The 22,612-nt window shown below is 39.7% G+C and carries 22 protein-coding genes; 11 read left to right on the top strand and 11 right to left on the bottom strand.

Annotation, left to right across the window (positions count from 1 at the left end; all coding sequences use genetic code 11):
- Nucleotides 1–228 precede the first annotated feature (228 nt).
- Nucleotides 229–693, top strand: a complete 465-nt coding sequence (locus RM552_RS00110; protein ID WP_311366768.1) for a hypothetical protein — start codon at nt 229–231, stop codon at nt 691–693.
- 5 nt (nt 694–698) lie between these two features.
- Here RM552_RS00110 and RM552_RS00105 read toward each other — a convergent pair whose 3' ends face one another.
- Entirely contained in the window at nt 699–1,784 is a 1,086-nt protein-coding gene (locus RM552_RS00105) for a CNNM domain-containing protein (protein ID WP_311366767.1), read from the bottom strand.
- A 164-nt stretch (nt 1,785–1,948) separates the two neighbouring features.
- A complete protein-coding gene (locus tag RM552_RS00100; RefSeq protein WP_311366766.1) occupies nt 1,949–2,140 on the bottom strand; it encodes a hypothetical protein in 192 nt (63 codons plus the stop codon).
- A 382-nt stretch (nt 2,141–2,522) separates the two neighbouring features.
- Here RM552_RS00100 and RM552_RS00095 point away from each other — a divergent pair, with 382 nt between their 5' ends.
- Nucleotides 2,523–4,025: a tryptophan halogenase family protein gene (locus RM552_RS00095; RefSeq protein ID WP_311366765.1), complete on the top strand. Its 1,503-nt coding sequence runs from the start codon at nt 2,523–2,525 to the stop codon at nt 4,023–4,025.
- Between the two features lie 120 nt (nt 4,026–4,145).
- Here RM552_RS00095 and RM552_RS00090 read toward each other — a convergent pair whose 3' ends face one another.
- A complete protein-coding gene (locus RM552_RS00090) occupies nt 4,146–7,412 on the bottom strand; it encodes a TonB-dependent receptor (protein WP_311366764.1) in 3,267 nt (1,088 codons plus the stop codon).
- 255 nt (nt 7,413–7,667) lie between these two features.
- On the opposite strand from RM552_RS00090, the gene RM552_RS00085 reads away from it, so the two are divergent.
- The 5 genes from RM552_RS00085 to RM552_RS00065 all read left to right on the top strand — a co-directional run bounded on the left by RM552_RS00085 (nt 7,668) and on the right by RM552_RS00065 (nt 13,295).
- The gene (locus RM552_RS00085; RefSeq protein WP_311366763.1) at nt 7,668–9,179 is read left to right on the top strand and encodes a tryptophan halogenase family protein; all 1,512 of its coding nucleotides are present in this window, start codon (nt 7,668–7,670) and stop codon (nt 9,177–9,179) included.
- Nucleotides 9,179–10,573 carry a tryptophan 7-halogenase gene (locus RM552_RS00080; protein ID WP_311366762.1) on the top strand — a complete coding sequence of 465 codons (1,395 nt, stop codon included), beginning with the start codon at nt 9,179–9,181 and terminating at the stop codon, nt 10,571–10,573. Before RM552_RS00085 ends, RM552_RS00080 begins: the two co-directional genes overlap by 1 nt.
- On the top strand, nt 10,560–12,074 hold the full coding sequence (locus RM552_RS00075; RefSeq protein WP_311366761.1) for a tryptophan halogenase family protein: 1,515 nt from the start codon (nt 10,560–10,562) through the stop codon (nt 12,072–12,074). The genes RM552_RS00080 and RM552_RS00075 overlap by 14 nt, the downstream gene beginning before the upstream one ends.
- A 119-nt stretch (nt 12,075–12,193) precedes the next feature.
- Entirely contained in the window at nt 12,194–12,763 is a 570-nt protein-coding gene (locus tag RM552_RS00070) for a peptide deformylase (protein WP_311366760.1), read from the top strand.
- 64 nt (nt 12,764–12,827) lie between these two features.
- Entirely contained in the window at nt 12,828–13,295 is a 468-nt protein-coding gene (locus RM552_RS00065; protein WP_311366759.1) for a DUF2721 domain-containing protein, read from the top strand.
- A gap of 26 nt (nt 13,296–13,321) precedes the next feature.
- Here the strand turns inward: RM552_RS00065 and RM552_RS00060 are convergent, their stop codons facing one another.
- Nucleotides 13,322–13,960 (bottom strand): fumarylacetoacetate hydrolase family protein, encoded by a 639-nt coding sequence (locus RM552_RS00060; protein ID WP_311366758.1) that lies wholly within the window; start codon nt 13,958–13,960, stop codon nt 13,322–13,324.
- A gap of 128 nt (nt 13,961–14,088) precedes the next feature.
- Between RM552_RS00060 and RM552_RS00055 the strand changes: the two genes are divergently transcribed.
- The 3 genes from RM552_RS00055 (at nt 14,089) to RM552_RS00045 (ending at nt 16,874) form a co-directional block, all read left to right on the top strand.
- On the top strand, nt 14,089–15,231 hold the full coding sequence (locus tag RM552_RS00055; protein WP_311366757.1) for a M14 family metallopeptidase: 1,143 nt from the start codon (nt 14,089–14,091) through the stop codon (nt 15,229–15,231).
- Nucleotides 15,232–15,295: 64 nt separating this feature from the next.
- Nucleotides 15,296–15,751: a hypothetical protein gene (locus tag RM552_RS00050; RefSeq protein ID WP_311366756.1), complete on the top strand. Its 456-nt coding sequence runs from the start codon at nt 15,296–15,298 to the stop codon at nt 15,749–15,751.
- Between the two features lie 19 nt (nt 15,752–15,770).
- A complete protein-coding gene (locus RM552_RS00045; protein ID WP_311366755.1) occupies nt 15,771–16,874 on the top strand; it encodes a glutathione S-transferase family protein in 1,104 nt (367 codons plus the stop codon).
- Nucleotides 16,875–16,893: 19 nt separating this feature from the next.
- Here the strand turns inward: RM552_RS00045 and RM552_RS00040 are convergent, their stop codons facing one another.
- The 6 genes from RM552_RS00040 to RM552_RS00015 form a co-directional block, all read right to left on the bottom strand.
- Nucleotides 16,894–17,250 carry a DUF1428 domain-containing protein gene (locus RM552_RS00040; RefSeq protein ID WP_311366754.1) on the bottom strand — a complete coding sequence of 119 codons (357 nt, stop codon included), beginning with the start codon at nt 17,248–17,250 and terminating at the stop codon, nt 16,894–16,896.
- Nucleotides 17,251–17,265: 15 nt separating this feature from the next.
- Nucleotides 17,266–17,622: a VOC family protein gene (locus tag RM552_RS00035; RefSeq protein ID WP_311366753.1), complete on the bottom strand. Its 357-nt coding sequence runs from the start codon at nt 17,620–17,622 to the stop codon at nt 17,266–17,268.
- Nucleotides 17,623–17,671: 49 nt separating this feature from the next.
- Nucleotides 17,672–17,974, bottom strand: coding sequence for a hypothetical protein (locus tag RM552_RS00030; protein WP_311366752.1), 303 nt, complete (start codon nt 17,972–17,974; stop codon nt 17,672–17,674).
- A 229-nt stretch (nt 17,975–18,203) separates the two neighbouring features.
- Nucleotides 18,204–18,620, bottom strand: a complete 417-nt coding sequence (locus tag RM552_RS00025; protein ID WP_311366751.1) for a GNAT family N-acetyltransferase — start codon at nt 18,618–18,620, stop codon at nt 18,204–18,206.
- 391 nt (nt 18,621–19,011) lie between these two features.
- Nucleotides 19,012–19,683, bottom strand: coding sequence for an RDD family protein (locus RM552_RS00020; protein ID WP_311366750.1), 672 nt, complete (start codon nt 19,681–19,683; stop codon nt 19,012–19,014).
- 83 nt (nt 19,684–19,766) lie between these two features.
- Nucleotides 19,767–20,285: a zinc finger Ran-binding domain-containing protein gene (locus RM552_RS00015; RefSeq protein ID WP_311366749.1), complete on the bottom strand. Its 519-nt coding sequence runs from the start codon at nt 20,283–20,285 to the stop codon at nt 19,767–19,769.
- Nucleotides 20,286–21,204: 919 nt separating this feature from the next.
- Here RM552_RS00015 and RM552_RS00010 point away from each other — a divergent pair.
- Complete coding sequence (locus RM552_RS00010; protein ID WP_311366748.1) at nt 21,205–22,344, top strand: PQQ-dependent sugar dehydrogenase; 1,140 nt, start codon at nt 21,205–21,207, stop codon at nt 22,342–22,344.
- Nucleotides 22,345–22,479: 135 nt separating this feature from the next.
- Here RM552_RS00010 and RM552_RS00005 read toward each other — a convergent pair.
- Nucleotides 22,480–22,612 (bottom strand): EF-Tu C-terminal domain-related protein (locus RM552_RS00005; RefSeq protein WP_489753035.1); only part of this gene is annotated, 133 nt, incomplete at its 5' end.

Genomic DNA, 22,612 nt, shown 5'->3' with positions numbered 1-22,612 from the left:
ACAGCCGGCGTTATCTCATGTATACAACCTTAGTTGATAATTTAAGCAAGCCCGTATAGATTTACACTTATCTATTGTATACTCACAACGCGAACTAAAAAATGAGTATGGAATCGCTCGGTAGTTTTTACTCATACCGACACTTTATGGAGTACATTTGTCTGATTAAGGAAGATAAAACACTGCACAGCGCCCTCTTTATTTACTGCGTTTGCTAGGAGAAAAATCATGCCTAATTCAAAGTTCGTCGATCCTCGATTGCAGGCAAGAGAAGAGCGTTTTCAACATTTGCATTTAAGTACATTCGAAACCATGCAATACGCGCGCACAATACAAGAGCAAGTCGAACAAACAGGGCATGATATTGAATCAACAAACGTAGAATATCTGCAACTATTACGAGACTACGAAGTTACCAAAAATCTGGCACCAATAAGCGACTCTCCCTTAAAAGCCATGTGTGATAAAACCGATATTATATTAAAAGCGTCAAAGCATGCTTATGCCAATTGTGCGCAATTATGTGCTGCCGCTATTGCGACCTTGAATCATTGGCGGATACTATCAGAAATACCTAGTGACTTGCGTGACAACGAGGTCGTAACAAGAGCGCTTAAAGATAAGTTGCATCAGCAAATGGATACTTGGAATTATATATTGGACGATTTGCTGGACTCACCAAGCGCTTTTTAAAGTGATTACTTTGCGTTTTGCTTATTTGTCGAATTCTCGTTTCCATTAAACTGTTCGACCATTCTTTTTTCGCGGCGTTTCCACATTATTTTAGCAAGTCTTTTCATACTAACGGTCGTGTCTTGTTCATCTACAATTTCAATACCAAGTAAGCTTTCTAGCAAATCTTCAAGCGTTAACAAGCCTTCAAGTCCGCCATATTCGTCAACTACCAGTAACATGTGCACTCGAGAATTCAAGAAATGATCGAAACTTTTTGATAATGGCATATTCCCTAATAACGTGATCAAGGGCTTATTAAATTCTGCCAAGGTTTTATTACCTTCTCCATTAGCCATGGCCAGCAAAATTTCGGTACGCATGATATAGCCATTAATACTCTCACTTTCATCATTTTCATAAATAGGAATGCGTGAAAACGCAGTGTCAGAATGTTTTTCCACAAACTCACTTACACTTAAAGATTCAGAAACTGAAAAAACAACCGTTCGATGGGTCATTGCATCTTTTATTTGTAGTTCGTGTAAAGACAATAAATTTTGTAAAAAAAGTGCTTCCTGCTGTGCCAATTGCCCTTCTTTGCCCGACAGTTCAGCCATTGCCAATAGTTCACTGCGACTCAATCCTTTTAAAGGGCTGTCTTCAGTAAATCCACTAGTCAGCTTTTGCGACATTTTAACCAAGGGATATAACACCAATATCAAGTACTTCAAGAAATAAGCAGTCGCAGGTGCCAGCGCCTTCCAATAGGTGGCACCCAATGTTTTTGGAATAATTTCTGAAAATACTAAAATCATAAAAGTGAGTACCGCAGAAATCAGACTAAAATAGGCATCACCAAATACGGTTAAGGCTTGTGCTCCGGCACCAGCAGCTCCCATGGTGTGGGCAATAGTATTTAACGTTAATATGGCTGATAAAGGTTTGTTTATATCGGTAGTCAGTTGATTTAGCAAAGCACCTGACGGTTTTTTATCTTTTTCTAACAAGGAAATATAGGCTTGGGAAACGCTTAATATAACGGCTTCCGCAATTGAGCAAACGAATGAAAAACCGAGTGCGATAAAGACATAAATAATTAAAAGCAGCATATTTGATTGATTTGTGGGTAATAGTTATTAGGACAAGCATATCATTAAAAAAAGCTTGTTTGTTTAGGAAGCGTTCGAAACAATCCGCTTCCTAAACAAAGACTAGTCAATCACCCAGCTTAACGCAAGCGCATAAAAAAGCGATGAGTATCTAAACAGATTTATTAAAAGTGTTTGTTACGTTTAAAAAAGAAGAACACGTAAATCCCAACTGCTGCAGTTAGCGCTAAAACGTCATATCCAATTTCAATATTGAATTTAAAATAATCTGGGTTAAGAAATTCGGTAATCACCGCTATATAAATAATCGCTAATAAAGCAAAGCTAATGCGAAAAATAATTTGAGATAACTTCATAAAATATATCCCTTTCTTTCAAGGTTTTTTTGTTTTTTATTAAGGGTTCAATCCATGAAATGTAAAGCGTCAATTTTTTGACAGGCTAAAGCATAGTGCTAATTTTATGAGCAATCAACTGCTTTTTTATTTTTCGTTCAAAAAGTCTAAAAATACATATAAAACAACGATAAACGTCGCAATAAAGAGACAGATTAAGGTGTGTTTTAAAACTTTACAATTGTATGATTAGGAAACCGCTCAGACAGTTGAATACAAAAGGTATGTCGTTTATTCTTTGTACATTATGTTTGTCATCAAGAATATTGGCGTGTTGATGCGTTAACAGTGCTTTTTATTAGCACTTTTTACAAATACAGTTTGACTGCAATTAGAGGTTTTTTTGAAAAATAATAATATAAAAAATGTAGTGATTTTAGGCGGTGGTACCGCCGGTTGGATGGCTGCAGCCGCACTTTCAAAGTCACTTGCAAATGCTAACCTTGATATATCATTGGTCGAATCAGAAGAAATTGGCACTGTTGGCGTTGGCGAAGCAACCATCCCACATATAAAATTTTTCAATCATTTGGTTGGCTTAGACGAAAAAGAATTCCTACGCGAAACTAATGCGACTTATAAATTAGGCATTGAATTCGTAAATTGGGGAAAGCTCGGTGACAGTTATGTTCACCCTTTTGGCCCCTACGGAATCGACATGCAAGGGGTGCATTTTCATCATACTTGGTTACGTCAAAAGCGCAAAGGGACGGCAAAACCCATTGAAGAATTTAGCTTACCCGGCATGGCCGCTAAGGCTGGCAAGTTTCAACATCCTCGACCAGACCTAAAATCATCCCCGCTTAGTTCAATCGACTACGCTTATCAATTTGATGCTGCCTTGTATGCTAAGTTCATGCGTAAACTCTCCGAAGGAAGAGGCGTAAAACGAATTGAAGGAAAAGTGACAAGCGTTAAACAAAATATTGAAAAAGGTCATATCGAAAGTATTGAGCTAGAGAGTGGTGCGGTAGTTGAGGGCGATCTATTTATTGATTGCTCAGGCTTTAAAGGGCTACTTATTGAGCAAACCTTAAAAACTGGATACGAAGATTGGTCTGAGTATTTACCTTGTGATAGAGCTGTTGCAAGGTTAAGTGAGCGTCAAGAAACTGTGCATGCTTATACTAAGGCAACAGCTAAAGAAGCGGGTTGGCAATGGCGTATCCCATTACAATCACGTACTGGCAATGGCTATGTTTATTGTAGTAAATATATTTCTGACGAAGATGCATTAGCCAGCCTCAATAGAGACTTAGATACTCCCCCAATTGCTGATCATAAGTTTCTGCGCTTTAAAACCGGCATTCGCAAAAAGACATGGAACAAAAACGTCGTCGCTATTGGCTTAGCGGCTGGCTTTCTTGAGCCATTGGAGTCGACGTCAATTCACTTAATACAAACAGCCATCGCCCGCATATTAACCAATTGGCCAGATAAACACTTTAATGAACATGACATTGAGTTTTTTAATCGCAAAACTCAAGCTGAATACGAACAAGTGCGTGACTTCCTAATTTTGCATTATCATGCAACAGAAAGAGATGACAGCCCATTTTGGCAATACTGCCGTTCCATGGAAATACCTAAAAGCTTAGAAAGACGTATCGCCATCTATAAAGAAAATGCCCGCTTGTACAGAGAAGACACTGAACTCTTCACCCCTGTAAGTTGGTTTGCAGTATTTAATGGTCAAAATATCGAACCTAGTCGATACCACCCATTAGCCGATATTCTCGACGATGATAAATTAGAAACAAGAATGGCTGAGCTGTATCGTGCAACACAACGTTGCGTGGAAGTGATGCCCTCACACGAGCAATATTTAAAAGATGTTTGTCGCTAAGATTTTTTGCTGAACTCCCTGCGATAAACGCGACAAGAGACCTTTTTACTGAATCACAGGCACAATAAAAAAGGTCGTTAACTTTCGTTAACGACCTTTTTGTTATTACATTTCCGTTGTTTAGAAAGTGTACTGAACACCAAACTGTATACGACGGTCGAACATAAAGCTTGAACGCTGGAAGGTTTCACCTGCTTCATTCAATATGTCTCTAGAATCTTGCAGTTCGTCTGTTAGGTTAGTACCTTGCAGTCTAATCTGTAAGTTTTCATTGATTTCATATTTTATTGAAGCATCCAACGAGAAGTTAGCTTGTTGAACATTTGGGTTACCTGTTATGAAAGTTTCGTAGGAGTTTAAGAACTCATCACGATACTGGTAAGCAATCCGAATTTCTAACTTGTCATCTTGATAGATACCCACAAGGTTAGCAAAGTTTTCTGATTGACCAATAATACCGTTTAAGGTTTCTATACGCACAATACCGTCAAAACTATCAGGAACACCATCGCCGTCAGCATCAAGTGAACGCTGAGGTGAGTCTGCATCTACATCAAGATTGGTGTAGTTTGCCTGTACCCCAAAGTTTGACCAAATACCTTCTAACTCGTCGAAGAAATATTGACCTGAAACTTCAAAACCAAAAATATCTGCATCAGATTGGTTAACTGCACCTTGATAGAAAATAGGTATTTCGTTTCCATCAAGTGTAATTGAATCGATTTGCACAATGGTATCAGTTTGTACAATGTCTTTAATTGTTTTCTTAAAGACCGCAAAACTAAAGTAATTACCACCATCGCCATACCATTCAGCCGCTAAATCATAATTGATAGCAGTTGTCGGTTTCAAATCGGGGTTACCACCGCTAATTAGTAAACGAGAAGTACTCGCGCCTAACAAACCAATTGGATCCGGATCACCCTCTGCAACTTCAGGTACAATCACTGATGAAATGTCTCTCACTGACTGAGACGCACTGTAATTAGAAATATTCGGTAAGGTCAAACCTTTACTGACACCAAATCTCAAGATCCATTCGTCGGTTAAGCTAAGTCTTGTGTTAAATGAAGGCAAATAGTAAGCCTCATCTAATCCTACAGATCTATTAGTAGAGTCTTGATCAAGATAAGCAGCTGTCTCTGGTAAGAAATCACGAATGTTATCGATAGCTTCTAACGCTGGGTCTCTTCCATCTTGCTGTTCATCTTCACCAAATGGACTGTATTGGAATGAACCTAAGGAATTAATATCCATTTTCACGTAACGAACACCAAAGTTACCGTCTAAGAACATACCATTGTCAAAGTCTCTGGCAAAATCAAAACGTACATATAGATTGGTAACAACCTCTTCTACGTTAGCTGTTTGCGCGTCGGTATATTGCTCAACATAATTCGCATCACGTCTATCATTGGATGACGGACCGTAATCGATACCAGCACCAGCAATATTCAAATCAGGCTCAGTGGCTAAAAAGTCATAAAATGCATCTGGGTTTCTGAGAAACTCAGAGTTAGCAAATACAAACGAAGTATTATCACCTACCACTACACCACCGCGTTGGAAGTTAGAGAAGTCATATACTTCATGGGCAACAGTATCAAAAGCATTGTATCTTGCAATACCACCGTTCCATGCTTGGCTTACGCCCTGCCAGTTGAGGCCGGCATCTTGATAAATTTGCTCACGCTCTGCTCTACGTGCACCAAATTTAACAGATTCAAACCAATCACTGTCGTCGAATACATAAGTTGCATCAACTTTAACCGCAGTTGAATCACCACTACCGTCTTGGAATCTATCTGCGGCATAACCCATAAAATAACCCGCAGGATCAGCTGTTGAAGTTGGAACGGCAGGTGCAACTTGGTTAGTCCCTGCATCTCTTAAGAAACCATCATTAAACAAGAAACCATCATTATAGAAAAATTCTATTTCTGGGTTATCAAGGTTTGGACGGCTTCTGAAATCAAGATGAGTTGTTGCCCCAATCCATTGCTCTCTGTCAATAAGTTCAGATGTAGTATTGTGCGCATCAAATTCTACGAACCAGTTGTCATCAACTTGCCACTCAATATTAACACTGATGTCATCGGTAGTGGTTTCTCTTGCTCTACCTATGCCTAAGTTACCAATTTGAGCGCCAGGTGCGCCGTACCAACCGCTTTCATTTGAAGATAAAATACCTTCTTCAAACAAGCCACCATCAATTGGAATTAATTGACTACAGAAATTAGCTGGATCTCCACCAGTTGCGCCATTACCACAGCGAGGAACTCCTGTAGCAGAGATAAACGGAGTAAGAGAAACGTCAGTAGCAACAATATTACCATCGGCAGTGGTTAAACCGTAGGCTATACCACCATCTTGCCACTCTGTTGTACGTTCTAGGTCAAAAGTTTCATTTTCAACACGTACATATTTAGCGGTTACTTTTATTGCATCATCACTGCTTTTCCACTGACCTGCCAAGTAAATGTTTGAGCGTTCGCGGTCAACTTCAGTTGAACGAAGCTGGAAGCCATTGATAATACCTACCGTTTGACCTTCTAGAGGGATTAAGTCACCAACGAAATCAGACACATTTATGTCAGGGAATTGGTCACCACCAACTGCGCCAACAGGTACTGGCGTAATTGCACCAGACTGATATCCATTAAATAATGATTTCAATTCTGAGTGAGAAAACGACGCTAATAAGCCCCATTCACCAGAATCTGTATCCCAGCGATTACTTGCAAGCACACTAAAAGTAGGTGATGTTTCTTCTCTTAAGTCACTATATGTGCCTTCAAGAGAAACAACCGCCATTGCACCTTCTCTATCGAAAGGCTCAAGTGTTCTTAAGTTGATGCTACCACCAATACCACCTTCTATTAGATCGGCTGTTTGGTTTTTATAAACATCGACACCTTCAATAAGTTGCGGAGGAATACTAGACCAATCTAGTGCTCGGCTACCATCTGATGTAAAGGCATCACGGCCATTCAATTCAGAACGAATTAAGCCTAAACCACGAATAAGGTTACCTGACCCTTCTGCAGACGGGAAATCACCACCGTCGGCGCCAATGTCAAATTTGGTTACCGTAACACCAGGTACACGACCTAGTGCCTCAGCAACTGATAGATCAGGTAATGAAGTTGCGTCAGAAGATGTGATTGAGTCAACAAAGGTGCTCGCTTCTCGTTTTATTTCTGCAGCACTAGCAAGTGCTCCCCGAATACCTTTAACCTCGATTAGTTCAACATCTTCGGCTTTTGTTTCTTCATCTGTAGTTTGCGCCAGAGCATTTTGCGCGGCCAATGAGGCCATTAATGCTGTGGTTCCATAAAGCGCTAACTTCACCGATGATGATAGGAATGATTTTTTTTGAATATGCATGTTTTCCCCAGAGTTTCAGTGTCCAATTTTATAGCTTTAAAATAGTGTGTGTGAGCTTAAAAATGTGCCAACAAATAAGCATCTTAATTTGCCTAAAAACAAAATGTAACCCCTTACATTTTTATCTAAAAACAAAGTGCATTTAAGCACCTTTACTGATAAAATTTTGGGATAATGTTAATCGGCTGTTAAAGAAATTATCATTGTTCGCGACAAAATAAAACAAAATTTGTAATAAAAAGGTAAAAATATTTTATGCGAGTATGCATATTAGGTGGTGGAACGGCCGGATGGATGACCGCATCAGCCCTCTCCAAAAAGGTAAAAAACCTAACCAATTCAATAACATTAGTAGAGTCTGAAGCCATCGGAACAGTGGGTGTTGGAGAGGCAACCTTGCCGCATATACGATTTTTCAATCAAGGCCTAGGGATTGAAGAAAGCGCTTTCATGAGAGCTACTGAAGCAACTTTTAAGCTTGGAATTGAATTTTGCGATTGGGGGCGAATTGGTCAACGTTATATCCACCCATTTGGTGATTTTGGCACCAGTATTAATGAACTCGATTTTTATCAACATTGGATTAAATTAAATCAACATGGTGACTTTGGTTCTTTAGACGAATATGCCTATGGCATCATGGCCGCAAAACAAGGCAAATTTCAACTTCCAGAGTCTGGAAAAACAGAATTACAAAGAGCTTTTGGTTATGCGTATCAATTTGACTCTTCCCTGTATGCAAAATTTTTACGTCAGTTTTCTGAAAACAATGGCGTTGTCCGAATTGAAGGCAAAGTCATCAATGTGATGCAAGATCAACAATCTGGCAATGTAACAAATGTGACATTAGATAGCGGGCAAATCATAGAAGCTGACTTGTTTATCGATTGTTCAGGCTTCAGAGGCGTTTTAATTGAGCAAAGCTTAAAATCGGGGTATCAAGACTGGTCACAATGGTTACCGTGCAACAGAGCCGTCGCCGTGCCGTGTGAGAGTACTGGCGCTATAAACCCATACACACGGGCTACTGCTCGCAAAGCAGGTTGGCAATGGCGTATTCCTTTGCAGCATCGGACCGGTAACGGGCATGTTTATTGGAACGAATTTATAAGCGACGACGAAGCCACCAACGTGTTGATGTCTAACCTTGATGGTAAAGCGCTTGCCGAGCCAAAACAATTGTTTTTCAAAACTGGGCGGCGCAATCATTTTTGGAAAAATAACGTGGTTGCAATAGGCTTGTCCGGAGGCTTCCTTGAGCCCTTGGAATCAACCTCTATTCATTTGATTCAAGAAGGCATAACTGCATTATTGGAATTATTTCCTGTCACGCAGGACAATAAATACGAAGTGCAAGAATATAATAATCGAATGGGCCTCCAATATGAACGTGTACGCGACTTCCTGTTGTTACACTACGTAGCAAATGAACGAACCGACAGCGAAATGTGGCGATATTTTAGTAATATGACCCTACCAGATAGCTTGCAAGAAAAAATAGACGCTTGGTTACATCGTGGTTATGTTCAACGATATGAATTTGGTACTTTTTTACCGCCAAGTTGGGTAGCGGTAATGATGGGACAAAATCTAATTCCTCAAGCTTACGACCCACGAGTTGACAAAAGTGACTTCCAGCAAATCAAAAATATGAGTCAGTCTATGCGAAAAGATATTGCGCAATCTGTCGCGACCTGCCAATCACATATGGACTATATAAAAACTATCGGTGCGGCGTCTAACAGTAAAATACTGAGAGCACCTTAATGGACATTACCAGTATCACTATTGTAGGCAATGGCCTAGCTGCTGCGCAATGCGCTCTCATGCTAACAACCATGTTACCCAGTTCTGTTCAGCTTAATTTGATTCGCAGCAAAGACTGTCCTGACAGTGATTTATTGTATGGCTCAATCACCTCGCCCGATGCATACCAACACAATTTGCAATTGACAGTGTCAGAACCTGAAATCATGCTGCAAAGCGATTCGTCATTTTCATTTGGTACACGTTTTGTAGATTGGGGAGAAAATAAACGCGACTGGATACAGTGTTTTCATCAACCGTTTAGCGCAGAAGCAGGTGTCCACTTTCACCAAATAATCCGTAAACATGACGCCAACCTTGAAGATTATTTGATCAGTGCCCAAGCGGCCAAACTCGGGCGTTTCGCTCATCCGCCAGTCGATAAACCAGAATCAGCTTTATCACGAGCAGAATATGGCTATCATTTCTATCCAACAGAATGGGCTGAGTTGTTTTTCAAAAAATTGACTAGTAAAAAAATCAATATTGTAGACACCGAGTCTTGTTCGGTAAACCTTGTTGATAACAATATCGAATCAATCACATTGGCAAATGGGAAGCAAATCACAGCAGACTTATTTATAGATTGCAGTGGCACAAGCAGCAAATTATTGTCATCGATCAGCGATGAATTTGAGCAACAATCTCAAATAGATGCTGTATTTAAGCTTGTGAATGTTGCACAAACTGGGCCTTCATACAGGCAAATACAAGGAGATCACACACAATGGCAGAGTGTGACACCTTTACAAAATAAAAATTTATTGTTGTCTGTCAAAAAACATGCTGCGAATCAGTCGGGCACTGGGCAATTTACGCTTGGAAGACGACCTAAAGCATGGATAAATAATTGCGTAGGCATTGGACATGCCGCCTATGTTATAGAACCATTAACGCCGGCTCCACACATGTTGTTAAGCAAAGATATTTTGCGCTTAGCTGAATTAATTCCCTTAGGCAAAAATATGCTCATGGAAAGTAAAGAGTACAATCGGCGCTATATCAATGACGTGAAACATGCAGAATTGTTCCAATTTGCGCTATATGATGAAAACCAAATGCCAGCTAGCGACGAACTCACTCGCAAACTTGAACAGTTTAATCACAGGGGTGTTTTGGCTAATTTTGATTTAGAGCCTTTTCATGATGAAGACTGGCTGACTCTTCATTTTGGCATGGGGCGTAAATCACAATATTATGATCGACTCGCTGACCAAATTAATACCACCGAGATGGCGAGTAAATTGTTGAATATGCGAAAAGGCTTACAACACCTAGCACAACAAATTCCACCCCATCATATTTATCTTGAGAAGTTTTTGCAGTATTTAAGGGAAAAGCATGTCAATCATTAGCGATAACACAATTAAATCTATTGCCATCATTGGCGGCGGTACTGCTGGTTGGATGACTGCCGCAGCGCTTTCTCGCATGCTAGAATCTCAAAATGTCGACATCACGCTGATTGAGTCAGAACAAATAGGCACAATTGGCGTGGGTGAAGCAACCATACCCGACATTGCAAACTTTAATAGTATGTTGGGTATTGATGAAAAAGAATTCTTAGCAGCGTGCAATGGCACCTTTAAACTGGGCATTCAGTTTAACAATTGGGGCAAGCTTGGCGACAGTTATTTTCATCCCTTTGGCGGGCATGGTGTTGACATGCACGGCATCGATTTTCATCAGTACTGGTTGCATACCAAAGCCCATGGCAACCCAGCCGAACTGGAAGATTACAGTATTTGTTCGGTTGCGGCTAAACAAGGAAAGTTCAGGCACCCAGACCCTAACCCGCGTTCTGTATTGTCACACTTGCGGTATGCATACCACTTTGACGCAGCGGGATATGCCGCCTTCTTAAGACAATATGCTGAAAAAAGAGGCGTTAAACGCATTGAGGGAAAAATTGCCGAAGTAAACGTCGAACCGCAGTCTGGCAATATCAATGCGGTTGATTTAGAGGGAGGCGCTAAGCATAGTGCCGACTTTTTCTTTGATTGCACAGGTTTTAGGGCACTGCTGCTTGAACAAACCTTGGGCGTTAAGTATCAAGACTGGAGTCATTGGTTGCCATGTAATAGTGCCCAAGCAGTGGCGAGCAAGCGTACTGAACCCTTATTGCCTTTTACCAAATCAACCGCTAAAACAGCCGGATGGCAATGGCGTATTCCAACGCAGCATCGAACCGGTAATGGGCATATATATTCAACCGATTTTATGAGCGACGATGAAGCACAAAAAATACTGCTCGCTGGGCTTGACGCAGAGCCTATAGGAGAGCCAAGGACAATACGTTTTAAAACCGGTTGCCGGGAACAATTTTGGTTTAAGAACTGTGTAGGTATAGGGCTTGCAAGCGGTTTTCTTGAACCCCTAGAATCAACCTCTATCTTTTTAATTCAACAAGGCATTGCACGGTTTATTTCGTTATATCCTAACGCGAGTAATAATGAGGTTATACGCAATGAGTACAATCGGCTAATGTCTCGAGAATTTGCGCAAGTTCGTGACTTCATCATTCTGCATTACCATGCCACACAGCGCACTGACAGTGAATTTTGGAACTTCTGCCGAACCATGAATATTCCAGATAGTCTGCAACATAAAATGGATTTGTTTAAAGCAGGTGGTCGGGTGTTTCGTGACGAAGGCGAATTGTTTTCAAAGCCTAGCTGGATTGCGGTAATGTTGGGCCAAAACATTATGCCTAATGTCGCTGACCCCATGCTAAACGACATTCCTATCTCTGAAATAAAGCACAGTTTAAACTCTATGCAAAAAGCTATGTTGAGCGCAACAAACAGTTTACCCAGTCATGCCGACTTTATTCGTCAATATGCTAGCGCACGCTAAGGTCTGTTGATGTTTGCGAAATTGGCAAAAGTGCTAGCATAATACATATATATCGCCACATTTGTGTTAAGTAAACAAAGCGGTACAATTAAGTACGATGAAACGCTCAGAGGTATCTTATGAAAATTAAGCAAGTTGGCGATCCTATATTACGCACTCCTTCCCAAATAATTAGTCAAGCTGATTTCGAAAGTGGGATTGTTGCCTCATCAATACAAAAAATGCATGCCATTTTGAACGGAATAAAATCAATTTCAGACGAAAATGGGAATGCGCTGAGTGCGCCTCAAGTGGGTGTGTCTATTCGCTTAATTGTTTTAAGAATAGATGGTGAGTTCATCAATATCATTAATCCACGTATTATTGAGCGCAGCGAAAGTACCTTTATGTTTGAAGAAGAATGCTTTAGTTTTTACAATATACGAGCAAAAGTTAAACGCTATCAGTCGGTGGTTGTCTCGTTTCTAGACGAAAAACAACTCGAACAAAGACTCAAAATGGAAGGCGAGTTCTCAGGTTTAATCCAACATGAAATTGACCATTTAAATGGCATATTTTTCTTGGATAAAGTTGAAGATAAATCGACATTGGTATCTATCGATTATTTGTTAAGAGATGAACCCGAGCGTTTAAAAGTAGTAAAATCCCTTTGCGATTATATGGCGAGCGATTATATGGCGAGTGATTGAACTGGTTGACCTGCAGCCCTTATAAGGCGTATCCTTCAATCATAGCCTTTTATAGGAAACCTCAGTGCAAGACCAAATTACCGCCGTTTTACTCATCCAGCAAGCATTAACGCCTGTTTTTCTAATTGTGGGCATTGGCACATTGCTCAATGTACTCACAACTCGACTCACTCGCATTATCGACCGAGTTAGGTGGTTCGATACGCCCGAGGCAAAGCATTGGCAACACAAACGTCAACTTGAACTTACTGTCTTATCAAGACGAATGCGCTGGGCAAATTGGTCTATTAACCTATTATGTGCAGCCTCTGTCGCCGTATGTATCAATATCTTTTTATTAATTTTTCAAGGTTATACCCATAACACCATCGATGATTGGATTGTGATCAGCTTTATTTCGATTATTGTATTACTTGCCTGCGGTTTAATATGTTTTTTTATAGAAGTAAGTTTAGCGACCGCATCATTACGAGTAGTTAATGCGCCCCAGATAGAAGAAAAAAAATCGATAAAAAAAGGTTCAGATGACTAACATTCTGACCTTCCTTCTTAACTAAATTAAACAGCTTTCCATTGTGCACTCAGTATTGGTGTATTTTTATCAACACCAAACAATGCTGCCTTATATGTGCTATCAGCCACAACTTTGCCAACACCTGCAGGAGTGCCGGTCATAAAAATATCACCGTCTTGTAAACTAAATGACTCGCTTATATGTGTAAGCAAGGCTTCGGGTTTAAACAACATGAGTGAATAATCACCTGCCTGAGCTAGCTTGTCGTCAATGTGAAGAGTAAAGGACAAACTATTCAATTGCCGCCCACCTAAATTCACATCATCTAAAGGTAAAAAGTCACTGAACACCGCAGAACCGTCAAAACCCTTAGATTTTTCCCAGGGCAGACCTTTACTTTTTAGTTTAGTTTGTAGTGCGCGTTTGGTTAAGTCTAAGCCGAGACCCACAGCAAATATTTTATTGTTTTTTATTGTAAAACAAAGCTCTGCTTCAAAATGTATTTCGTCAGTTTTATGTAGTTTTAAGGTTTCAGCAATAGCGGAGTTAGGTTTCATGAATATGACAGGTTCATCCGGCATTTCGTTATTTAGTTCATTAATATGCGCCACATAATTGCGTCCTACGCAAACAATTTTAGAAGGATAAACTTCATCTGAAACTAAGCTAATAGAATTTTGCATACAGTAAACTCGACAATTAAAATAACACTTGCATTGCTTTGCTAGCGGTAAACAATGCTATAAAAAATTAGGAGGTCTATAATACATTATAATAACTATCTCATAACAGTGTTTCTGCAAACTCTAAAATGACAAAAAATATAGTAAGCTCACGAATTTCCAAATCTTATATTGCCGTTGCCCAAAATGCTTCTGGGCGTAATTTAAACGTACCGGTTTACCGTATAAGCGACGGCCTTAAGGGACCCACTATATACATACAGAGTTCTATTCATGGCGCGGAGGTACAAGGAAATGTGGTTATTTATCATTTGTTGCAGTGGTTAAAATCCAATACGATAAACGGCGAAGTAATTTTAGTACCCAACTGCAATCCGGTTGGAACCAACATTAAAGCCGGTGAGTATACGCTTGGGCGTTTCGACCCGGTTAATGGCACTAATTGGAATAGAGGGTATTATTACGAAAAAGACCAAGTCACTCGTTTTGTTGAATCGGTTACTGAAGACGAATCAATCACAAGCATCAAAGAACGCTTTAGAGCTCAGATAGACAAATCAATTGCGAATAAACTGGCACAAAATTGGGGCTTAGGTTTAGCACAGCAACTTAATTTAAAGCTTCAACAAATTGCCGTGCAAGCTGACTATGTGCTCGACCTGCATAATGGTCCAGTATCAACAAGGCATGTCTATATTCCTGAATATGCGAAAGACGCTGCTACCGCTTTTTCTATTCCACATTGTATATTTATTCCCAATGTTTTTGCAGGTGCACTAGATGAGGCCTGCTTTTGCCCGTGGTGGACATTACAAGATGCATTAGATGAGAAATTTGGCAGCGCTTATGATTTTGGCGTAGAGGCATTTACACTCGAAATGGGCAGCCAAGAAGTAATAGATTTTGCCGAAGGTGAAAAAGACGCAAATAGTATTTTAGGCTATTTGGCGACAAAAAACGTTTTGCATACCCAAGATTATGCGCCCGCCAAAATGCAAAGATTAGGCGTTTATTTAAGCGACTATAAAACCTTATTTACTGATTTTGGCGGCATGGTTGAGTACTGTGTTGCACCAGGTCAGCATGTATTATCTGGCGAAGTTATGGCCCGCATCTTAAATGTAGACGAATTAGAAACCGACCAAGGCATGCAAGAATTAAGAGCTCCATGCGACCTTATTCCTATTTTACACTTTCCGTCTGCTTCAGTATTGAGCGGCACTCAGTTGTATAAATGCTTTACCAAATACTTCACTCTTAGCGAAAGTTAACATATTTTTTACAAATCGCCCTTTAGGCTTTAAGATTAGCTTATAAATTAACACGAGGTGAACTATGGATGCCGAAAGCAACACATCACAAACAATGAAAATTGACGTTCCTGTATGGTTTACTATTATTGCCGGTATGGCACTAGCATGGAATTTGCTTGGTTTAGCTGCGGTAATAATGGACTTTATGATGAGCGCCGAATCGATTGCTAGCTTGCCCATGGAACAACAAGAAATGTATGCTGCACGTCCATCCTGGGTGAGTTTTGCTTCATTATTGGCTGTGTTTGCAGGTACACTTGGATGCGCCGGCTTAGTAATGAAAAGAGCGTGGGCCAAAGTTATTCTGCTGCTATCGCTATTTGGACTAATCGCACAAGATATAGCTTTTTTCGTAATATTAGACACAGCTTCTGTTTATGGCGGACAGGTAGTATTCATGCAAGCAATCGTTTTTATAATTGCATTAGGCTTGTTAGCACTCGCTCATTGGGCAACTAAAAAACGTTGGATTAGTTAAATTCAAGGATTAAAAAACATTGAGTGAATTATATAAGTTGTATGGAGCGCCATTGTCGCTTTATACAGGCAAAGCTCGAGCTTATTTACGTTATAAGCAAATTCCCTTCACAGAAGTTTTTTCTTCCCGCAAAGTTTATACCAATATTATTGTACCAAAGACAGGTGTCCGCTTTATACCGGTAGTAGAAACGCCACAAGGTGAATTTGTTCAAGACACTTCTGCGATTATTGATTTACTCGAAAATACTTTCACTGAACGCTCGGTAAGGCCCACAACACCCAAACAGGAATTGGTCTCGGCCATTGTTGAAATGTGGGCTGACGAATGGTTATTACTACCGGCTATGCACTATCGCTGGAATCACGACAATTTCCCTTTTATATACGAAGAGTTTGGAAAAATTGCATTTCCCAATATGCCTGCTTTTATTCGTCGATTTGTAGGTAAAAAATTAGGCGCCAAATTTAAAGGGTTTGTGCCTTTACTTGGCATAAGTGACAAGACTATTCCTGCAATAGAAAACTGGTACGAAGGCGATGTGCTGCCTGCTCTAAACGCGCACTTTGCAGAGCACGACTATTTGTTAGGTAGTCGCCCCTGTGTGGGTGATTTTGGACTAATGGGGCCGTTGTATGCGCATTTATTTCGTGACCCTGCACCTGGCAAAATAATGCAACAAATTGCTCCTAACGTAGTTGCTTGGATAAACCGTATGAACAGCGAAAAACAAGATTGCGGAATGTGGCTAGATGATGATCACATACCAGATACCTTGCTTTCCCTGCTAAAACGTCAATTTAAAGAGTTTTGGCCGGTGCAAATTGATACGCTCAATTTCAATAAGCAGTGGCTTGAATCTAATCCAGAAAAATCTGTTTTGCCACGCATGGTAGGCAAACATAGCTTTACAATCGGTGAAGCCACCGACACCCGTGCGGTGCGGTCTTTTAGTCAATGGAAGTTACAACGCGTTCTGGAGATTTATCAGGGCTTTAATGATACTGAAAAAGCGAGCGTTGACCCATTTTTAAACTCATTAGACGCGCTAGAATTAATGCAAACTAAAATTAAACCCCGGGTGTGCAGAGTCAATAATCGCTTACAAGTCGAAAAAGTATGAATCGCAAATTGTTCCTAAGCTAAGCCTCAGCTATGGTTGTAAAACCACCATAAATCAAACGTTTTCCGTCAAAAGGCATATTCTTGGGATCGTAATTTTCGAAACGTGGGTCTTCCATCGCGGCTTTATTGCCTGCATCGCGTGCTTCTTTAGAAGGCCAAGTAATCCAAGAAAACACCACTTGTTCATCTTCTGCGCACTTTACGGCCAAAGGAAAGGAAGTTAGCTTACCTTCAGGCACATCATCACCCCAATTTTCAACAACCGACAAAGCGCCGTGATCTTTAAACACAAGCGCTGACTCTTTAGCTAGCTTTATATAAGCCGCCTTGTTCTTTTTCGAAACAGCGAGGACATAGCCATCAACATAAGACATATTTTTTACTCCTTTTTACATTTGCCACAAGCCAATTTGCACGCCACCCTGCATTAGCACAGCGCACTTACCATAACCTGAAATATCGGTAGGTGGCAGTGCCACTATAGCACCTGTTTTTACTGCAGACGCTACTGAGAGCTCAATATCATCAACTAAGCTATAAGGCCGCGTGACTGGCTCTTCCGATTCGTGCATCGGGGCTCGAATACCAATCATGCCACCGGTAGAAAGCGCTGCCGTATATGCACCACCTAAAGATAAAACTGGCTCACTAAACGAAATATCTAAGGATTCAGCATAAGATGAGACCATATCGTTAACGTCTGGTGTCACAATTTCAAGATAATGTATATTCATTGCTTGTATCATATTGTCTCCTTGCACTTACTTGTTTCATAATTGAATAGCTTGCTCGCTTTTACACTTGTAATACAGCATAAACAACAATCATCACTAGTATTACCATGTATGGCAGTGGAGAACTCCAAATAGATAGGTTTTTTGGCGGCTCACTTTTTATTGGACTTTGAGCCTGCATATGCTGTTGAGCTTGTTGTTGCGCTTGCAGTTCAATATGGCGTTTATATCGCCAATATACAAATGAAACAAGCAGAACGAAAATAACTATAGCAAGCGGCATACTAAAGCCCTCATACACCCATGCGGCATAAAAATATACGAACACGTAAGCAAGTACACCGAACCAAAAAAAGTATTTCATGTTTTCTCCGTTGTTTATGCTGTTCAGAATAATATGAAAAATGACGAGGTTCAAGACGCCATCATTGTTCATTCAAGTAATTGTCATTATTACGAGTCTTTAGCTTCAAACGGCCAAAAAATGAAATACAGCGAAAATTAAACAAGGCATATTTGCGGGATATAAATGAGCGACTACATCAGTGCAGCATGAGAGCACATGACCTTGTTTAGAGCGTTTATTAATTTAATTAACTGCCAATTCTTGAGCCACGCTCTAACACCCAACATCGTTTATTGTTTGTAAATCCGATATGCTCATAATATTTATTAGCGTTTGGAGCAGCGATCAAAATCAATTTACACTTGGAGCCAAGTTGGGCCTGAGTAGTAATTTGAAGCTCTTTTCCAATACCAGCTTTTTGATAGTCTACATGAACAGCAAGGTCAGAGAGATAACAGGCATAATGAAAGTCAGTAATACTTCTTGCGATGCCAACTAATTGTTTGTTATCCCATGCGCTTATTAACAAATTACTATTGGCAAGCATACCGTCAATACAATCATGGTCATCTACTGGCCGTCGTTCAGCCAATGTTGAGGATTTAAGTAAAGTAATGAACTGAGCACTTGTTATTTTTTTATTTATTTTATACTCGATACTCATAAATGATCTTGAACCGACTTATTGATTTCAACCGAAAACGTTTTATCTCCAACCTTTATGATAGCTTCTTTACCTAATTCTACTATCAAAGAAGGTTATATTTGTGCTTCGCCAATATTTAAATTCGTTTGTAAACTGACAGACTTATTATCAACTGTTTTTATTTTGCTTAAAATAACCATTCATACAAACCAAAAAGCCATCCACCCAAATACGGAATGGCAATACCTAACATTAAGCCCCAAAAAAATGCATTTGAAACTCTGTTGCTAAGCTTTTCTTCAGCTTGCTTTCGTTCAATCGAGTTTAAGTTGTTTTCAACCGAACCTTTTTCCTCAGTTAATCGATTTAGGGAAAATTTTGATTGTCCAATTGTAGAGATGACATATTTTTATATGCGAACTACGACAGTCTTACCGATATAGTCGTGTAGAGCTCTGCGTTTATCGTTAAACAACATAGTTACAAATTCAGATATTCCCCAAACCATAACTAAAATACCAAAACCAATTACCGCATAAGATAAACCCACAGAAATAGTCCCTGACATTTCTAATGATGTTGCTACGACTAGAATGATTATAACCCAAGAAATATTTAAAACTAAATTAACTGACTCTCTGCGCAATGCTTGTTTTACGTTTATCTCAGTCTCCGTGTCATGATTTAGGACTTTAACTTCCATAATCATTTTCCCAATAGTTTGACCAAAATAACCATGCATAAATATGGCGTATATTGCTAATTGAACACCGTTTAAAGCTTGAAGAAGTATATCTTGAGTACTATCTTCAACACCAAAAACTAAGGATTCAACATATAAAATGAATGCAAATATAATTCCATCGATAATAGCAGCAAAAAGCCGTCGCCAGAATGTTGAATATTTACTTACTTCTTGGTGATTTTCTATCTCTTCTTGAATTTCAGGGTTATTCTTTTTATTTGAAAGTGCTAATTCTATTTCTTTAGCTCTTTCAGGGTAAAGTTCTTTGTCGATATTATTTTGAACATCTAAAAGTTCTTCTAGTGTGTAGTTGTTATAATTAGGGCCTGAATCCATGTGCTTAATTCTCCTTGAGTACAGAACACTTTCCATAAGCAATTTTGCGCGGTTCTTGCATAAAATCCGTATTCAACTTTTTGTTAACTACTGCCTTGATAATACCTTTCAAATGCTAGCTTTCCTTTACTAGTTTTGAATAATAATAAATAAGCTATCGCTAGTCCTAGCACTATGCCAACAGAAAGCCAAATAACAAGAACGCTATCATCTGGTATAAATACAATACGCACCATTAAAAGCAAAGCCATACCTATACTTGCTGCCATTATTACCTTTCTTAACCACAAATCACTAAAAATAAATGACAGTAATTTTTTTTGAAATTTTAATAACGAAAAAATACTTAGTATAATCAAAGCAGCAAACACGAGCCTGCCAGTAAATGTGACTAATACAATCGAAAACGGAAGAAACAAAAGTTGGCCCAAATCTTTCTGAAAAGAGTTTTTAAACTGCTTTTTCTTAAAGCCCTCAGGGTCGTTATGTTTCTCAACTTCTTCTGCGCTTGCTCCGGCTTCACAACCGCAATTTTTACAAATTGAACTGTTGGGTTCATTGCCAAGTCCGCAAGCATTACATGTCCAATTATATCTGACCATTGATCTGCTTTAAAAATAAATATGAAGCTATTATCCCGAAAATACTAAAAAGCGGCCCCTCTGCCATCATCTCTATTTCGAAACGATTCTGACCATGTTCGATGTACCCGCCCCGTCCTAGATGTCTAATACTCAAATTCATTAGGATGTTTAACACCCGCTTAAGCGTCGAAAATTGCTCTTTATTTTTGACCGCTTGAAGCGTTTATTAGGTGCTGATGACATTTGAAACTCCTAAAGCCCATTAATACAGCGACCAATGAATAAATTGATATTAAAACGCCTAAAACAACTTCTGAGGAGCTAACATTAACAGATATAAAGCTGCTTATAGAATAAAATAAGCCTGCTAAAATACCTAAAAAACCCAATAAGTTGACAACAAACAATGAGAATTTAACATATTCCTCAGCGAAACAGGCGAACACGAACATAAGTGCTAAAAAAGGTACTAAGGTACCTAGTTCAAAAGTTATCATCTTCGTGTCACTACTGCTAGTAACCAAAATTGTTACTAGTACCAAAGGAACGCCAAGAAACACTAAAACAGCCCTCAGTTCGCTAATATGGCGAGGACTGGTAAGAAACTTGTGTGACGCAGGCCATTTCAATCCGTAATAGCTAAACATACTGGAGCACCTAACAATTTACTATCCGGCACAAACCATGTTTAAACACGACTCTTTACCATATTTGATTTATTCAGTATTCCCAATATATTTATTTATACAGGTAAACACAAGAGGTGTACACTTAGGTTGTATTACCATATTTATGAAAAGCGACTTATTGTTGGTTAATTGTGATAAGCGGCTAACAAAGTGTTTTACACAACAAAAGTGCTATTTTTGTAGCTCAATAAACTGATCTCTTATGCTCTCATATGGGTAAATATAATGTCTTAGAAAAGGAAAACACTATGCGAATTCGCTCCCTTGTTATTGCCCTCTCTTTTGCTAGCGTAACTGCTTGTGTGAATAGTCAGGTTGACTCACCAGCTATAACTGCTGACGCAAGCGATACTCAATATGAATTAGTAAACGTTACCGACGCTGTCATTATTCCGTGGGGAATGGTGTGGTTAAATGAAGCCGATATGTTGGTCACCGATAGAGGCGGTGAATTGCGATTAATTTCTGACGGTAAATTAGCAGATGCTAAAATTTCGGGCTTGCCAAAATTAGACGCTCGTGGACAAGGCGGGTTGCTCGACATAGAAAAACACCCTAACTTTGCTGAGAATGGTTGGATATACATTTCTTATTCTGGTTTTGAAGGTGAAGAATCTGGTAGCAATGCGTCAGTAGTTAGAGCAAAGTTCGATAAAAAAGCAATGGCCTTGACCAATGTTGAAGTCATCTTTGAAGGAAGCCCCAATGATTCCAATGGTCGTCATTACGGCAGTCGTTTAGAATTTGATAACGAAGGCTACTTGTATGTTTCGATAGGTGACCGCGGTGCGCGCGATGAAAATCCACAGCGCTTAGACAGAGACGCAGGAAAAGTGCATCGCATCAACTACGATGGCAGTATTCCAAAAAATAATCCATTTGTGAGCACCGATAACGCAAATCCAAGTATTTATTCTTATGGCCACCGTAACCCTCAGGGGATGGCTAAACACCCGAAAACTGGTGACATTTGGACTCATGAACATGGTCCGCGCGGTGGTGACGAAATTAATCGTATAGTAAAATCGACCAACTATGGCTGGCCAATAATTTCGTATGGAGTGAATTATAGCGGCACTAGCTTTACTGAGATTACTGAAAAAGACGGTATGGCACAGCCTAATTGGCAGTGGACACCCTCTATTGCACCTTCGGGTATGGTGTTTGTTGAAAGTGATAATTATCCGCAGTGGAAAGGCCACATGCTTGTTGGGTCACTAAAGTTCGCTCAAGTAGTATTAGTAAAAATGGATGGCGACAAGGTGACAGGCCATGCATCTTTGTTTGAAGGAATAGGTCGTGTGCGCAGCTTTAGTATGAGTCCAAGTGGATATTTATATGTAGGTGTTGACGGTAAGGGTGTTTATAAAGTGATGCCTAGAGCATAACCAAAACCTGTTTTTTAAATACTTTGCACGTAAGTGCTTAATGAAAGTTTAAGTGGAATAAAAAAGTTAGCCAAAAAAAGCCGCTTAAAAAGCGGCTTTTATATTTTTTGCTCTTAGTGTGAGCGTCTTAGATGATTAGTCTAAGATTTTTGCTACAACACCAGCACCAACTGTGCGGCCACCTTCGCGGATAGCGAAGCGTAAACCTTCGTCCATCGCGATTGGCGCAATTAGCTCAACTTCAAATTTCAAGTTGTCGCCAGGCATT

Source organism: Glaciecola petra, from assembly GCF_031846345.1.
Classification (GTDB): Bacteria; Pseudomonadota; Gammaproteobacteria; order Enterobacterales; family Alteromonadaceae; genus Glaciecola; species Glaciecola petra.
This window is presented reverse-complemented; position numbering and strand designations above follow the sequence as displayed.

Excerpts from the sequence above, each read along its gene's own strand:
- RM552_RS00110 (WP_311366768.1), top strand. The coding sequence starts at position 229 with ATGCCTAATTCAAAGTTCGTCGATCCTCGATTGCAGGCAAGAGAAGAG.
- RM552_RS00105 (WP_311366767.1), bottom strand. The coding sequence starts at position 1,784 with ATGCTGCTTTTAATTATTTATGTCTTTATCGCACTCGGTTTTTCATTC.
- RM552_RS00100 (WP_311366766.1), bottom strand. The coding sequence starts at position 2,140 with ATGAAGTTATCTCAAATTATTTTTCGCATTAGCTTTGCTTTATTAGCG.
- RM552_RS00090 (WP_311366764.1), bottom strand. The coding sequence starts at position 7,412 with ATGCATATTCAAAAAAAATCATTCCTATCATCATCGGTGAAGTTAGCG.
- RM552_RS00085 (WP_311366763.1), top strand. The coding sequence starts at position 7,668 with ATGCGAGTATGCATATTAGGTGGTGGAACGGCCGGATGGATGACCGCA.
- RM552_RS00080 (WP_311366762.1), top strand. The coding sequence starts at position 9,179 with ATGGACATTACCAGTATCACTATTGTAGGCAATGGCCTAGCTGCTGCG.
- RM552_RS00075 (WP_311366761.1), top strand. The coding sequence starts at position 10,560 with ATGTCAATCATTAGCGATAACACAATTAAATCTATTGCCATCATTGGC.
- RM552_RS00070 (WP_311366760.1), top strand. The coding sequence starts at position 12,194 with ATGAAAATTAAGCAAGTTGGCGATCCTATATTACGCACTCCTTCCCAA.
- RM552_RS00060 (WP_311366758.1), bottom strand. The coding sequence starts at position 13,960 with ATGCAAAATTCTATTAGCTTAGTTTCAGATGAAGTTTATCCTTCTAAA.
- RM552_RS00055 (WP_311366757.1), top strand. The coding sequence starts at position 14,089 with ATGACAAAAAATATAGTAAGCTCACGAATTTCCAAATCTTATATTGCC.
- RM552_RS00050 (WP_311366756.1), top strand. The coding sequence starts at position 15,296 with ATGGATGCCGAAAGCAACACATCACAAACAATGAAAATTGACGTTCCT.
- RM552_RS00040 (WP_311366754.1), bottom strand. The coding sequence starts at position 17,250 with ATGTCTTATGTTGATGGCTATGTCCTCGCTGTTTCGAAAAAGAACAAG.
- RM552_RS00035 (WP_311366753.1), bottom strand. The coding sequence starts at position 17,622 with ATGATACAAGCAATGAATATACATTATCTTGAAATTGTGACACCAGAC.
- RM552_RS00030 (WP_311366752.1), bottom strand. The coding sequence starts at position 17,974 with ATGAAATACTTTTTTTGGTTCGGTGTACTTGCTTACGTGTTCGTATAT.
- RM552_RS00025 (WP_311366751.1), bottom strand. The coding sequence starts at position 18,620 with ATGAGTATCGAGTATAAAATAAATAAAAAAATAACAAGTGCTCAGTTC.
- RM552_RS00020 (WP_311366750.1), bottom strand. The coding sequence starts at position 19,683 with ATGGATTCAGGCCCTAATTATAACAACTACACACTAGAAGAACTTTTA.
- RM552_RS00015 (WP_311366749.1), bottom strand. The coding sequence starts at position 20,285 with ATGGTCAGATATAATTGGACATGTAATGCTTGCGGACTTGGCAATGAA.
- RM552_RS00010 (WP_311366748.1), top strand. The coding sequence starts at position 21,205 with ATGCGAATTCGCTCCCTTGTTATTGCCCTCTCTTTTGCTAGCGTAACT.